We start from the raw sequence: 14,416 nt of genomic DNA, 5'->3' as shown, positions 1-14,416 counted from the left end.
AAAAAAAACGCACTTTTTATGAAAAGGAAAACACTTTTTAAAAAAGTTTATCACATTTTGGGGATAAAAGCAAACTTTTTCCAATAAGATTATGTACTGAAAAAACAATAGAGTTTCTGTAAAATGAACTTGTAAACGAAATTAGTTTCATTGCACGTCAGCATTCTAGAAAGTCTGACCATGTATTTTTTTCGAGAGGAGGACGATTATGTCTAAATCAAGAAGTGTGCTGGACACTTTTGCTAATCCAGTAGAATTTAACGAAGTTGTAAAAGAGCAATTTACTTTGCCAACAGAAGGTATTGTAATGAGCTTTTCTACAGGTCAAATCGAGGCAGCAGATAACAAACCAGCTATAGCTTACGGTAGTTTACAATGTGCTGAATCTGATGAATACGAACTTTACTCCCAAATTAATAGAACTTCAAATGTGCCTAAGTTTAAGGTTAAGTTACGTGGTTTTAGTAATCAGGATTTATCTAGTCTAGTAGGACAAGTTGTTGATTTATCAAATGCTGAAATCAGTTTTAAGCAAAATAAGTTCCAACAGCCAATAGGAATTGATTTAGTCTTAAACATTGAAGAAGTATTATAGTGGAGGATTAGTCTATGCACGAGAATCAAACTCAAGTTCTAACTTATCCTACAAATTTGACTCTCCTACCTAAGACTAAGTGTCAAGAAATTTTAAATCGTTCTCTACACTTATCTGTAGATAAAGAAGTTAAATTTTTAGGAAAATCGAGTCTTTCTATCAATAATGTTGAATCCTACGAACTAAAGATGTTTAAAGGGACATACATTCAAAAACTCGAAATCTCTAATCAAATCAGTGAGTCTCAGCAAAATGATTTAAAAAATCAGCTAAATTGGCAATTGACTCTGAATCAGCTAAGATTAGGAATTATTCCATTATTAACAATAAAAAAGTTATCTATTCACAACGAAAAGATAAAAAAATCTTGTGTGCATCTAACCCTATGGATTGAGGTAGGTTATCGTTCCGAGTGGTTGGCGTAGTTAGTATATTATCGCCCATATATTGGGCGATAACATACTTTATGAGGTATTTACAATGTTAATTTTAAATTTACTATTAAAATCTTTAATGTTCGCAATTATTTGGCAATCTCTTAATGTTTTATTCATTTTTCTAAAAAGAAAATTCTTATATTTGTCAGGAACTGTTCATAAAAGGGAAACTAATCTTTTTAATGAATCTCTCCTACTATCCGGAGTTCAAATACAGACTATTATATCTTTAATAAAGAAACTCTTTAATTGGTGGTCAAAAGAGAAAGAAACTGAGCAATTACAAACAAGAAAATCAATTGTTCTCAAAAATGTTGTTAACCATTTAAATCAAACACTCTTTCAAGATTTGGGTATAAAAACAGTTTCCCCTGCTACCACTGGTGGTGTAGATGTTTGGGTCTATCTTACAAATAATTTGAATGAAACCGAAAAGAGTTCCCTTGAAGATTATTTTATGGGGGTTCTTTCAAAATATACTGATGAATTTGGTTTAGATACCTTGGTTGTTGAACTAAATGTAAGTGCTGGTTGGGTAGGTAAATTTGATGTAAAACCTATTAAAGAAGCTACCTACAATCGTATGACAAGACAGTCTAGTGTTGAGAAAGAGGAGGATTTTTAAGATGTTAAAAAATATCTTTGAAATCAATACCAGAGGACACCCTACCTCTGTTTCTATTGATATTAACCAATATTTCGCTTGGATAATTGCAGGACCGTCAGGGTCAGGAAAATCAACCTTTTTACGGAGGCTATTAGGATTGATTTCCTTTTATGAAAAAACTGCTGAAGCCTATTTTATGGATTTCAAGGCAGATGAAAAGATGTTTTCAATGGCTGGCAACCATGTCGCAAGAGGATTTAACTGTCTAAAACTCTTCGAAACAGTCTACCAACGCTTTGATGCGAGACTAAATAAGCAAGAAGAAAACTCTCATAACCTTTACTTGATTTTCGACGAGTGGCAAGCCTTTCTTGCATATCTTGAACAAACAGATAAGAAAAAACACAAAGATGTTTTGTCAAAGATGTTGATGATGAATAGCATGGGTAGAAGTCTAGGTTTGCGAATCGTTTTATCTAGTCAACGTTTCTTGATGTCTGACCTTCCAGGGCGCTACAATTTTAATTGTGTTATATCCTTATCAACTAGCTTTCTGCTAGCCACAAACAACAGACAACTTCTTTTCCCTGATATGGAAAAAGATGAAGTCATAGTAAAACCGCGAGGATATGGCTATTTCCAACCTGAGGGAGAACCTGTCAAGATGTTTCGTACTATTCAAGTAAGAGACGAGGAACGTTTAAATCAACGGATGCAGGAGCTATTTTCAAGATATAGCTAGCGCTTTTTCTGCTACACTTGTTAAGTACGACAGTAATCTTTTTTGAAGTTTCATCATCGGTTTAGTGTCGGCACGCCCCACCAGCAGGAAAATGACGGCTTGCAAGGGCTTGAGGGGTGGAGATTTTTCGTAGCGAAACGGTGCCGAAGGCAAGAGTGTAGAGAAGAAAAATACTACCCCGTACCTTGCAAGTTGGCAAGCGTATTCTTGGTGTGGTGGGGCTTCATCGGGCAGGAGAGGCTGGGGTTTGGGGCGAAGCCCCAAGGAAACATTTATTAAATCTAATTCTAACTATTCCTAACGCGTGGTTAAACTGGGCTTGTCAACGGTTTAACCACAGAATAGTTAAAAGAATAATTAAAACAAAGGAGTTTAACTATTCAAATGAGCAAGAGAAAAGAAACTGTCTTAGATTCTATTCTAGTAACTCAACAGTTCGATATTGACTACTGGAAAAATGGTTGGGATAAAGAAACCATAGAATCAGAAGATATTAAAAAAATACTAGCTGAAATCATTGAACGAGTTAATCAAGTTGCGACAGTAGCAGAAGCCTATGCGATAAAGCATGATAAGGACTTTACAGAGCTTTTCGATATTGAAACTCAATCAACACTGACTAAACCAGTTGAGCCACATATTCATGCCTTGTTAAAATTCTCTAAAGGGGCAACTCTGCCAGAATTAGCAGCTCATATCGGTATTGAACCTCAATACCTTGAGAAAGCTAAATCAGGTCGTTACGGTTATGATAATTTACTGGCTTATATCATTCATGCTAAAGATAGTGATAAACATCAGTACAATCCTGATGAAGTTATCACACTTCTTGGGAAAGATTATCAAGAGGTTTATCAGGAACGGCAAAAATCTTGGCTACAAGGACGAGCTAAAAAGGAAGTTCAAAAAACACAAGAGGATATTGATTTACTGCTTGACGATATTCTGAATGAGCGTATCACAAAGCAAGAACTCTTATTAAATCCCTCTTATCATTTGCTATATGTCGTTCATAAGACAAGGATAAATGAAGCCTTTAGAGCCATTGGCGAAATCAAGGGAACACGGACTAAACAAGATTTAGAAAATGGCTTATTCAAAAAAACTATTCTCTTTATTTATGGTAAATCGGGGTTTGGTAAAACTAGACTAGCCAAGGAATTAGTTTCTCTGCTTGAACAACTAGCGAGCGTTAACGGTCAAAAATGGCAATCAGTTTTAACGGCTGGAACGAATATTTTTGATGAAGTCAATGGAGAAGAAATCTTACTCCTTGATGATGTCAGGGGAGATAGTCTGACAGCTTCTGATTGGCTGAAAATTCTTGACCCATATAGTATTAGTCCAATTTCTGCACGCTATCAGAACAGAATAGGGTCAGCTAAGGTTATCATCATCACTAGCACCAAGCACCCTTTAGAATTTTTCTATCATACCAAGGGGAATGATAGAGAAGATTTATCCCAGTATATAAGACGATTTGACTTTCTTATTAGTTTGGAGAGTGAGAGGGAAAATCTAGTATATTTTGAATCAAGCCCTACAAAAGTCTATCAGCGTAGGAGAAAAATTCCTAAAACTGATATAGATGTTTACCTATCTTATGACTTTTCCGCAAATGCTAGATTGGCTAACAAGTCTTATCTTCTTGAGTTAGTACTAGCCAAGATAGGATTAAACAACCAATGGGAAAATTGGGACTATAAACTAAAAACCTCGTCAGACACTTTGGCGAGCGACACTGACGAGGCTGAACATAGTACAGAAGAAAAGTAACTTCTGTACCTCTATTATATCATGGAAAGAGGTTTTGATGGAAACTATCAATCATAAAAAATTGACTGAGCTTGGATTTTCAAAAACAGCATCAAAGCAGATTATTAAGGAAGCAAAGTTGATTGCAGTTACACGATTTGAAGAAGCTAGCAATTCTTCAAGTAATATAGTAAAATTAAGTAAATCACCTTTTGATAATAGGCGATTAGACTTAGCTCCTACTAGTATTGTAGAGGAGTTACTGGGTTTTCAAATTTCACACTAGGAGGATTTGAAACCAATGTCTAAAAAATATAAAGGTGTATTTAGGGATAGCAAGGGACGGATTTACTGTCAAACGGAGTTTAAGGCTTCTGCTACTGGAAAAAGGCAACGCTTCAAAAGATACCGCAATATGTGGGGGAAACCTTTTGAAAGTGAAAAAGAAGCCTATGATGAGCTTTGTCGAGCTAGGGTTGAATTTTATGATAAGTTCGATTACTCGGATTATAATTTGACTTTTGCCCAGTATATGGAAGACATTTTTCTTCCATACTATAAGCAGACGGTTCAGGATTCTACATATCGAACAGCCATTACTCATTTTCAGCTTTTCATTGAAATTTTTGGAAAGTTGAAACTGCGTGATATTAGACCTCGAGAATGCGAAAGATTTCGATTGAAATTGATTGCTGATTATTCTCCAAACTATGCAAAGTGCGTTTGGATAAGATTTAAGCAATGTTTAGGCTATGCCGAGCGTATGGAATATATCAAGAATTTTCCTTGCAAGGCTTTGGATAATCCAAAAGGCAAGCGACCTGATACAAAATTTTGGACTTTTGACGAGTTCAAAAAAGTCCTATCTACTTTTGATTTGACTGATTACGAGGACTTGCACCGTTACACCACAACTTGGTTATATTATATGACTGGCGTTCGTGTCAGCGAGGGTTTTGCTTTGATATGGTCAGATTTTGATAAGTATAATAAACGGCTTTTTGTCCATTCAACCTTAGAAGCACTCAAAGGTGGCATTTATAAGCGTAAGGAACAGACCAAAACGGAAGCTGGTGTACGGTTCGTTGATTTAGATGATGAAACAATCAAAGTTCTTGAACGCTGGCGAGCAGTCCAAGTCTCAAATGCTGATGATGATTATATCCTGTCAAAATTTGGAGAACCTATGGTAAAATCCACCCTGACAAGAATGTTAAAGCGACACGCCAAATTGGCTGGAGTTCCTGAAATTACAGGTAAAGGATTAAGGCACAGTCATGATTCGTTTATGATAAATGTCCTTAAAAAAGATGTTCTATCAGTTTCACAACGCTCTGGACGAGTTGATAAGGCAACTACCCTAAATACCTATTCACATTTCTATAATGCCAATCAGCAAACGGTAGGCAATGAAATTACCGACTTATTGCAAAAGGAGGGGGTAAATTTGACACCCCTACAAACACCCCCACGGGTAGAAACAGGAAAGAAAAACGCATAATAGCAAGGTTTGTGAGCACTATGCTCATATTACTCTTAAATAATAGAGCGACTACATTAGTAGCTTAAAAACATGATTAAACCGCTATTCTTAGGAGTAGCGGTTTTTCTTGTTTTATATAGGGGATTGCTCCAAAGATAATAATTTATAAGTATGAGTTGCCTTTTCAATAAATGGGTTATATAATAGTAATATAGGTATGGAAGATTAATCTTATAATTTATAGTTTTCATTTTAGAGGAGAAAAGATGGCATTAAATTTGTTTGATGTTATTCGTTATGAAGGTGAAGATACAAGGAATATACTTGCTTGGAGACATCCTAAAACGAATATCAAGATAGGAGCAACTGTAATTGTAAACCCTGGTCAGTGTGCTGTATTGTTTTCAAATGGAAGAGCAGTAACTACTTATGATGCTGGTAAACATAAGATTGAAGGATATGATATTCAAGTAGTTTCAGGAATAAAAAACTTTCTAAGTGGAGGTATTTCGTCTGACTCATTGTTTTTGTGGTTTGTGAATATGTATGATTTACAACCGATTGGATGGGGAACTTCTTCTCCTATAATGGTTCGAGATCCAGAAAGTGATATTCCTGTAGAATTGAAAATACATGGGAATTTCATTCCTCGAATTGTAGACTTAGAAGCTTTTATATTAGAATTTATGCCAAGTCACCCCGATATTATAACAGCTCCTATTTTACAAAAACGGTTTAGACAAACTGTTAGTGGGTTGATTAGTTCAGCTATTTCACAAGTAATATACAACCATAAGATTCCAATTCTTGATATTGAGATGCACAGTTTTGATATGTCTGTTGCTTTGTCAGCTATTTTATCCAGCCATTTTTCTAAATATGGAATTAGTATTGAGGAATTTAACATTGAGGCTTTAAAGGTAAATCAGAATAGCAATGGATATAGAGAAATCTTTAAATTCCACAAGCAAATTTTGGAAGCCAAAAGCAAGCAGGCTGGTCGAGATATTGAAGAGTATACTTATCAAGAAGAGAGACAATTTGATCTTTTAGAAGAGGCAGCAAAAAATAATGATTCTGCAGGAAATCTAATGGGAGCAGGCGTGGAAATAGCTATGGGACTTTCCTTGGGAGCTAAATTTAGCAACTTGGTGGATCAGATTGAAGATAGGAATTCATTTGACAAAGATGTGAATCAGCATCAAACTGACCTCAAAGGAGAAACAGGCTTAGCTAAGTTTTGTAGCCAATGCGGGACTGCTTTTTTGGAAGGAGCAAACTTCTGTTCTAATTGCGGGCACGAAAGATAGTTCAAATGATTGGAAAAATCATTTTTATATCAATCTTGTTTAAGCATTATCTTTAATCTTTGATTTTTTACATTTTCAAATTTACTTTTGTTTTATTTGGGAAGTCTGGTATTGCCAGAATTTCCCTTTTTCTTAGAAATTTGAAAACTATGATTTCTTTGTTTGTATTTTTAAATCATTCAATTTATGTAATTCTAAGTATGGAAATGTATGAATAAATACAATGATTCCCTGAAAGATATTAGGAAATCTTTTTAAAAGAGTAAGGGATTACTTAGACAAGTTCTATGACAGGAGGATATTTTGGATGTACCAAGTATTTCGTTTATTAAGTATACTTTTTATGGGATTAACAAGTGCAACATTTTTTCTTTCACTATGGGCTATAACTCTATTTCTTGAACATGGTAGGCCGATTTTCTCAATATTGATTCCTATTATTTTTTCTTTATCAGGTTTCTTTTTGTCATCCTTTGCATTTTATAGCTTTGGTATTTTAGAAAATATAAAAATTAAAGTCAAAGCTTTGGATGAGATATATAATGGGAAAGCTCTTTATAGAGAATATATAGCAACTAGAGGAGAAGATAGGTGAAACAGTATATTAAGAATAATTGGAAAAAAGGCTTTCATTGGTTAATTTCAAATATAGTAATACTCTGTTTTGTAGTTTTATCACTTGCTATCTTTTCTATAGATGATGAACCAAGAATCTTTATATTGAAAAATCTTGATTTTATAATTTTGGCAAAATCTATTGGAATTCCCGTTGTTATCAGTTTTTTATTTTTATCATTTCAAAATGTTACCTTTGTGCCAGTTGCTTTAGTTATTTTATATTTGTTTCGAGAAACAATTAAAGATTCCTTTTCCTTGAAGAAATTAAAACAGAAGAATTTACTTCAAATGCTTGTTTTAATCATTTTATCATCATTTTTTGAATATGAAAAATCTAGGGAATGGTCTATTCGATTTTTATTTCTTTTAGTTCCTTGGTATTTGCTTAGTGTGATTTTAATTTTGGTAATGACTTATTGTGAGTCTAGGAGACAAGAAGAAGTCAAGAAACGAAATCAAATACAAGCTTTATTCACTTTATTTGAAAAGCACCAGATTAACAAAAATACATATCCCGTTATTTGTCCATCATGTAGTGGTGAGAATCTGCTTGACCTAGGGCAAGGTAAATCATGTGATTATTGTGGTGCATGGTTATCTAGAAAGGAAATATAAATGAGACGCTATCGTTTAATCATTTCCAAGGTTGTTTATCCTATAGTATCTTTCATATGTATTGTCACCGGATTGAAATTTTATCAGTACATTGATAACTACATAAGATGGATTTTAGGAAAAAAAGAAGGTTTACTTTATGATTTCTACTTTATGTGGCTTTTAATAGTTACAATTTTGTTTGTTTTATTTTTCCTATTTTTGATTATATCGTCTTTTTTATTTTTGAAACAGCCACGTATGAAACAATATGATAAAGCTTTGATAACAGTTCTTAAGTTTGAAGAACAAGGTGAAGATGTTATTGAAATTAAAGGGAAAGAATTTCGAGATGAGTTATCTTATCGACTATCAGCAAAACGTGTTTATTGTCCTACTTGTTATAAGCCAACAGATGGAGTAATTGGAACTCAATTGACCTGTGCAACTTGCGGTAAAACTTTTATAGTTTCTTGATTTTAGGATAATCGAAATGATATTATCTTATAGCTATTTTGATATTGTTTTTAAAACCTAGTAAGTTTGTTTACTTTAAAAAACCGCTATTCTTAGGAGTAGCGGTTTTTATTTTTATCTGTCATGGGGCACAAAAGGGAAAGGAATCTTTAAAAGTGAGGAGAGTTAGATTGAAAGAATCATATTGGTAAATCGAAATGATGGATATTTGTATCATGTCATAAATCGTTATCAAACGATAATATTGATTTTCTTACAAATTAAGAGTATAATTTATAAAAATGAGTGTTCACTCAATTTTTGTGAAATTAAGGAGTAAAGAAAATGGTTGTTGAAGCAATAGAGTACAGTCGTTTCGGTAACGAAGAGGTCTTGGATTTGCTGAAGATAGACTCTACAGCCTTGGATGTAAATCAGGTGAGAGTAGAAGTTCATGCTGTTGGTTTAAATCCTATTGATTATAAAACTTTTGAGGGAGCGAAACCCCTTCGATTTCTATCTTTTATAACGAAATTAAGGAAACCAAGTCGTTGGTTTGAATCTAAATCATCTTTATTTCCAAGAGGTGTGGGGAGAGATTTTTCTGGAGTTATTACAGAAGTTGGAAATGAAGTAACTAGGTTTTCAGTAGGAGATAAGGTGTTTGGAACAATGATTAGTGATCCTGGTTTGGGAACTAAGAGGGGAGCTTTAGCAACAGAAATTTGTGTCAATGAATCAGAAATTGTATTGAATCCAGAGATGATCGACATGACTCACGCAGCTACTATGGGAGTAGCTGCTCTAACTGTGGGTGGGGCTTTTAGAAGAATCGGTTTAAATTCAAGAGATACTGTTGTTATTTCAGCTGCAGCAGGAGGTATTGGAAGTATTGCAGTACAGTATGCAGTTGCTAAGGGGGCGACAGTGATTGGAATAGCAAGTAAGAAAAATGCAGAGTATCTGAAGTCTTTAGGTGCCATACCAGTAAGTTACGAAGAGAATATCAAGAAGGCTCTTCTATCAGCTAGTCCAACGCCTATTACAAAATTTTTGGATTGTTATGGATCTGATTATGTTAGATTGGCTTTTAGTTTAGGCTTGAAAGGGACAGCTATTGGGACATTAGTACCTTCGCCCTATGTTATGATAAAAGGTGCTCAGTTTACTGGTCCGAGACATTCCACATATGATGATTTTAGCACTTTAGCTGAAATGGTCTCAGACGGGAAGGTTCAGCTGAAAATTGATCAAGTGTATGACTTTTCTCTAAAGTCAGTTAGAGAAGCCTATCGTAGTCTGAAAATGGGACACAGTCGAGGCAAAAAAGTCGTAAAAGTAAGAGAGTAGAAGAGAGGTGCTAGCAATGGAAAGTTTAGAACAAAAGTATGCTCAGACGTTAGAAGTTAGCAACTTGAGCTTGAAACAACGTCGAGTATTATTATCAAGCTTAAAATTATTCTCAGAAATTGGATTTGAGAATACAACATCCAGCCTTATTGCCGAACGAGCTGGAGTGTCAGAAGGAACTGTTTTTAGTTACTTTAAAACGAAGGAAGGTATTTTAGAAGCCATTTTATCTACTTTTCTAGAACAGGTTATTCCAGAAGTGATTGCGGATTTCTCAGAAAAAAATTTCACAGTAGATCAGGAAACTTTTCCCTTCTTTTTAAAAAGTATTGTTCGAGATAGGCTCTTTTTCATTCAGGAGAACCAAATGCATGTTAAAATTCTCTTGGGGCGTTCTTTTATTGATAAAAATCTTTCTATCCAGTTAGGAAATATTATTGTTCAATCTATAATAGAACCAATTAGCCCTGTTTTAAATCAATTTAAAGAAAAAGAACTTATTCTAAATTGGTCAAATGAAAGAATTGTTCGATACATTTTAGCATTGAGTTTTTCTTATCTTATTCCCATGATGTTGAATGATGAAGGAACTATAAACATAGATGAAGCAGTTGATGAGATTGTTGAATGTTTGTCATCTGCCCTAATGAAAGTAAAATAAATTCGGATGTTAAAACTCACTGTTAATGGTGAGTTTTTTTGATTCAACATAAAAATCCCCAATCGAAGCGATTGAGGATTAAGCAAATGAATATTAAACAATACCTTGTGCAATCATAGCGTTTGCTACATTTTCAAAGGCAGCAATGTTTGCTCCTGCAAGGTAGTCTTTATCAAGACCGTATGTTTCTGAAGTTGTTTTAGCTGTGTTGAAGATGTTTGTCATGATGTCTTTGAGACGTCCATCAACTTCTTCACGAGTCCATGAGAGGCGAAGGCTATTTTGGCTCATTTCAAGGGCTGAAACGGCTACACCACCAGCGTTGGCAGCTTTGGCAGGTCCGTAGAAGATACCATTTTCTTTGTAAACTTTGATGGCATCAAGGTCGCTTGGCATGTTGGCACCTTCAGACACACAGATCACGCCTTGAGCAACTAAGCGTTTAGCTGCTTCACCGTTGATTTCGTTTTGAGTAGCACATGGAAGCGCAATGTCATAGTTTCCAGCGTAAGTCCATACAGAACCTTCGTGGTAGGTTGCAGTTGCTTTTTCAGCAGCATACTCAGTCAAACGAGCGCGACGTTTTTCTTTAACATCAACCAAAAGATCGAAGTCAATACCGTTTTCATCGATGACATAACCATTCGAATCAGATACAGAGATAACAGTTGCACCAAGTTCAGTTGCTTTTTGAAGAGCATATTGAGCAACGTTACCAGAACCTGAAATAACAACTTTCTTACCAGCAAAGCTATTACCGTTAGCTTTAAGCATTTCTTCAGTGTAGTAAACCAAACCGTAACCAGTTGCTTCTGGACGAATCAAGCTACCACCAAATCCAAGAGGTTTACCAGTCAAGACACCAGCATCAAATTGGTTAAGGCGTTTGTATTGACCGTAAAGGTAACCAATTTCACGTCCACCAACACCGATATCACCAGCAGGTACGTCAAGTGATGGGCCGATGTGTTTTTGTAATTCAGTCATGAAGCTTTGGCAGAAGCGCATCACTTCAGCATCTGTTTTACCTTTAGGATCGAAGTCTGATCCACCTTTACCTCCACCGATAGGAAGTCCAGTCAAGACGTTTTTGAAGATTTGTTCAAATCCGAGGAATTTCAAAATCCCTTGGTTTACAGTTGGGTGGAAACGAAGTCCGCCTTTGTATGGTCCAACAGCTGAGTTGAATTGAACACGGTAACCACGGTTTACTTGAACTTTTCCATCACGGTCAACCCAAGGAACACGGAAAGAAATCACGCGCTCTGGTTCAGTAATACGTGCCAAGATATTTTCTTCGATATACTCAGGGTGTTTTTCAAATACAGGTTCTAAAGTGTTGAAAAATTCTTCAACAGCTTGGAGGAATTCAGCCTCGTGCCCGTTACGAGCTTTCACAGCTTCAAACACGCTTTGGATATATTCTTTAGCAGATGTCATATCGTTCTCCTTAAATTCTAATTTAATTATGTGAGTCATTATAGCAGAATTTTTTTTACTGTAAAGAAAAAAACAGAAATTTTCTAAAAATTCTATCAATTTAGTTTTGACATTTAGTTTTGAGGATTTTTGAAAATAGATAAAAAACGAACGTTTTTCTTCTAAATGATTTTATTAAAGAGAAAATCTGAAAATATGGTATAATATTAGCAATAATAGGAATCTGGAGGATCAGAATCATGGTATCAACGAAAACGCAAATTGCTGGTTTTGAGTTTGACAATTGTTTGATGAATGCAGCAGGTGTGGCTTGTATGACGATAGAGGAGTTAGAAGGCGTTAAAAACTCAGCGGCAGGAACCTTTGTCACTAAGACAGCGACCTTGGACTTCCGTCAGGGAAATCCTGAGCCACGCTATCAAGATGTTCCACTTGGTTCCATCAACTCTATGGGCTTGCCAAATAATGGCTTAGACTATTATTTGGACTATCTTTTGGATCTGCAGGAAAAAGAGCCGAACCGGACTTTCTTCTTATCTCTAGTTGGTATGTCTCCAGAGGAAACCCATACTATTTTGAAAAAAGTCCAAGAGAGTGATTTTCGTGGTCTGACTGAGCTAAACCTCTCCTGTCCAAATGTTCCAGGAAAACCTCAGATTGCCTATGATTTTGAGACAACAGACCGGATTTTGGCAGAGGTATTTACCTACTTCACCAAACCTCTTGGAATTAAATTGCCACCATATTTTGACATTGTTCACTTTGACCAAGTGGCAGCTATTTTCAATAAGTATCCTCTTAAGTTTGTCAACTGTGTTAACTCTATTGGAAACGGCCTTTATATAGAAGATGAGTCCGTCGTTATTCGTCCTAAAAATGGTTTCGGTGGCATTGGTGGAGAATACATCAAACCGACTGCTCTAGCCAATGTTCACGCCTTTTATCAACGCTTAAATCCTCAAATCCAAATCATCGGAACAGGTGGCGTGTTGACTGGTCGTGATGCCTTTGAACATATCCTCTGTGGAGCAAGTATGGTGCAGGTGGGAACCACTCTTCACAAAGAAGGCGTCAGTGCTTTTGACCGCATTACCAATGAACTGAAAGCAATCATGGCGGAAAAAGGGTACGAAAGCCTAGAAGATTTCCGTGGGAAATTGCGCTATATTGATTAAACTCATTAAAAAATCAGAAGAAAGGAGAGATGATGCTAGCCATTGAAGAAAGTCAGAAGTTGACTTTATTAAATTTACCTAGTCTGAGCCTATTTACAGGGACAGATCAGGGTCAGTTTGAAGTGATGAAGAGTCAAGTATTGAAACAGATTGGTTATGATTCTGCCGACCTCAACTTTGCCTACTTTGATATGAAAGAAGTAGTTTACAAGGATGTGGAACTGGAGTTGGTCAGTCTTCCTTTCTTTGCGGATGAGAAAATCGTGATATTGGATCATTTTGTCGATATCACGACTGCTAAAAAGCGCTTTTTGACAGATGATGAGCTCAAGTCATTTGAGGAATACCTTGATAATCCTTCACCAACAACCAAGCTGTTAATCTTTGCAGAAGGAAAGCTGGATAGCAAAAGACGGCTGGTAAAATTACTTAAGCGTGATGCTTATGTCTTTGATGCAGTAGAAGCAAAAGAACAAGAATTGCGCCAGTATTTCCAAAAGTGGAGCCAGAAAGAAGGTCTGCAGTTTGCCAATCATTCTTTTGAAAATCTCCTCATCAAGTCGGGTTTTCAATTTAGCGCAATTCAGAAAAATCTCCTCTTTTTACAGTCCTATAAGGAAGACTCTGTTATCGAGGAAGAGGATATTGTTAACGCAATTCCCAAGACCTTGCAGGACAATATTTTTGATTTAACTCAGTTTATTCTGACTAAAAAGATGGACCAGGCGCGAGATTTGGTTAGAGACTTGACCTTGCAAGGAGAAGATGAAATCAAGTTGATTGCAGTCATGCTAGGACAATTTCGGACTTTTACTCAGGTGAAGATTTTGTCGGAGTCTGGGCAAACAGAAGCGCAGATTGCAAGTAGTCTAGGAAGTTTTCTCGGACGCAATCCAAATCCCTATCAAATCAAGTTTGCGTTGAGGGATTCGCGAGGACTTTCCTTGAGCTTTTTGAAGCAAGCTATTTCCTATTTGATTGAGACAGACTATCAGATTAAAACAGGTCTTTATGAAAAAGGTTTCCTTTTTGAAAAGGCACTCCTACAGATTGCTAGTCAGGTAAATTGATATTTTTTTGAAACTACAACCCGCGTCAGGATTATCTTGTCGTGGGTTTCTTGCTGATTTGCTTGTTTTATACTCAATGAAAATCAAAGAGCAAACTAGGAAACTAGCCGCAGGTTGCTCAAA

16 protein-coding genes are annotated in these 14,416 nt (G+C 35.8%); 15 read left to right on the top strand and 1 reads right to left on the bottom strand.

Annotated features, from left to right (window positions below; genetic code table 11):
- Window positions 1–208 precede the first annotated feature (208 nt).
- The 13 genes from HMPREF2701_RS02160 (at window position 209) to HMPREF2701_RS02095 (ending at window position 10,608) form a co-directional block, all read left to right on the top strand.
- Window positions 209–595, top strand: a complete 387-nt coding sequence (locus HMPREF2701_RS02160; RefSeq protein WP_000047113.1) for a hypothetical protein — start codon at window positions 209–211, stop codon at window positions 593–595.
- 14 nt (window positions 596–609) lie between these two features.
- Complete coding sequence (locus tag HMPREF2701_RS02155) at window positions 610–1,020, top strand: hypothetical protein (RefSeq protein ID WP_000545051.1); 411 nt, start codon at window positions 610–612, stop codon at window positions 1,018–1,020.
- 55 nt (window positions 1,021–1,075) lie between these two features.
- On the top strand, window positions 1,076–1,657 hold the full coding sequence (locus tag HMPREF2701_RS02150) for a hypothetical protein (protein ID WP_000906374.1): 582 nt from the start codon (window positions 1,076–1,078) through the stop codon (window positions 1,655–1,657).
- 1 nt (window position 1,658) lies between these two features.
- Window positions 1,659–2,381, top strand: a complete 723-nt coding sequence (locus HMPREF2701_RS02145; RefSeq protein ID WP_070481997.1) for an ATP-binding protein — start codon at window positions 1,659–1,661, stop codon at window positions 2,379–2,381.
- 384 nt (window positions 2,382–2,765) lie between these two features.
- Window positions 2,766–4,157: a Rep family protein gene (locus HMPREF2701_RS02135; RefSeq protein ID WP_070481995.1), complete on the top strand. Its 1,392-nt coding sequence runs from the start codon at window positions 2,766–2,768 to the stop codon at window positions 4,155–4,157.
- A gap of 34 nt (window positions 4,158–4,191) precedes the next feature.
- Entirely contained in the window at window positions 4,192–4,422 is a 231-nt protein-coding gene (locus HMPREF2701_RS02130) for a DUF3173 family protein (protein ID WP_025171321.1), read from the top strand.
- Window positions 4,423–4,437: 15 nt separating this feature from the next.
- Window positions 4,438–5,637: a tyrosine-type recombinase/integrase gene (locus HMPREF2701_RS02125; protein ID WP_000039764.1), complete on the top strand. Its 1,200-nt coding sequence runs from the start codon at window positions 4,438–4,440 to the stop codon at window positions 5,635–5,637.
- Between the two features lie 248 nt (window positions 5,638–5,885).
- A complete protein-coding gene (locus HMPREF2701_RS02120) occupies window positions 5,886–6,929 on the top strand; it encodes an SPFH domain-containing protein (protein ID WP_061590081.1) in 1,044 nt (347 codons plus the stop codon).
- Window positions 6,930–7,236: 307 nt separating this feature from the next.
- Window positions 7,237–7,524 (top strand): hypothetical protein, encoded by a 288-nt coding sequence (locus tag HMPREF2701_RS02115; RefSeq protein WP_004259684.1) that lies wholly within the window; start codon window positions 7,237–7,239, stop codon window positions 7,522–7,524.
- Window positions 7,521–8,162 carry a hypothetical protein gene (locus HMPREF2701_RS02110; RefSeq protein ID WP_020901491.1) on the top strand — a complete coding sequence of 214 codons (642 nt, stop codon included), beginning with the start codon at window positions 7,521–7,523 and terminating at the stop codon, window positions 8,160–8,162. The genes HMPREF2701_RS02115 and HMPREF2701_RS02110 overlap by 4 nt, the downstream gene beginning before the upstream one ends.
- Window positions 8,163–8,618, top strand: coding sequence for a hypothetical protein (locus HMPREF2701_RS02105; RefSeq protein WP_061590082.1), 456 nt, complete (start codon window positions 8,163–8,165; stop codon window positions 8,616–8,618). It abuts the gene before it with no gap.
- Window positions 8,619–8,942: 324 nt separating this feature from the next.
- Window positions 8,943–9,947 carry an NADP-dependent oxidoreductase gene (locus HMPREF2701_RS02100; protein WP_061590083.1) on the top strand — a complete coding sequence of 335 codons (1,005 nt, stop codon included), beginning with the start codon at window positions 8,943–8,945 and terminating at the stop codon, window positions 9,945–9,947.
- 16 nt (window positions 9,948–9,963) lie between these two features.
- A complete protein-coding gene (locus tag HMPREF2701_RS02095; RefSeq protein ID WP_061590084.1) occupies window positions 9,964–10,608 on the top strand; it encodes a TetR/AcrR family transcriptional regulator in 645 nt (214 codons plus the stop codon).
- A 93-nt stretch (window positions 10,609–10,701) separates the two neighbouring features.
- Here the strand turns inward: HMPREF2701_RS02095 and gdhA are convergent, their stop codons facing one another.
- Entirely contained in the window at window positions 10,702–12,048 is a 1,347-nt protein-coding gene (gene gdhA, locus HMPREF2701_RS02090; RefSeq protein WP_070481994.1) for an NADP-specific glutamate dehydrogenase, read from the bottom strand.
- 239 nt (window positions 12,049–12,287) lie between these two features.
- Here gdhA and HMPREF2701_RS02085 point away from each other — a divergent pair, with 239 nt between their 5' ends.
- Window positions 12,288–13,223 (top strand): dihydroorotate oxidase, encoded by a 936-nt coding sequence (locus HMPREF2701_RS02085; protein ID WP_020901487.1) that lies wholly within the window; start codon window positions 12,288–12,290, stop codon window positions 13,221–13,223.
- A gap of 32 nt (window positions 13,224–13,255) precedes the next feature.
- The gene (holA, locus tag HMPREF2701_RS02080) at window positions 13,256–14,293 is read left to right on the top strand and encodes a DNA polymerase III subunit delta (RefSeq protein WP_061590085.1); all 1,038 of its coding nucleotides are present in this window, start codon (window positions 13,256–13,258) and stop codon (window positions 14,291–14,293) included.
- The last annotated feature ends 123 nt before the right edge of the window (window positions 14,294–14,416 follow it).

It is taken from the genome of Streptococcus sp. HMSC077D04 (genome assembly GCF_001808785.1).
Classification (GTDB): domain Bacteria; phylum Bacillota; class Bacilli; order Lactobacillales; family Streptococcaceae; genus Streptococcus; species Streptococcus mitis_BX.
The sequence above is the reverse complement of the archived record's forward strand: the minus strand, read 5'-3'. Positions and strand labels throughout refer to the sequence as shown.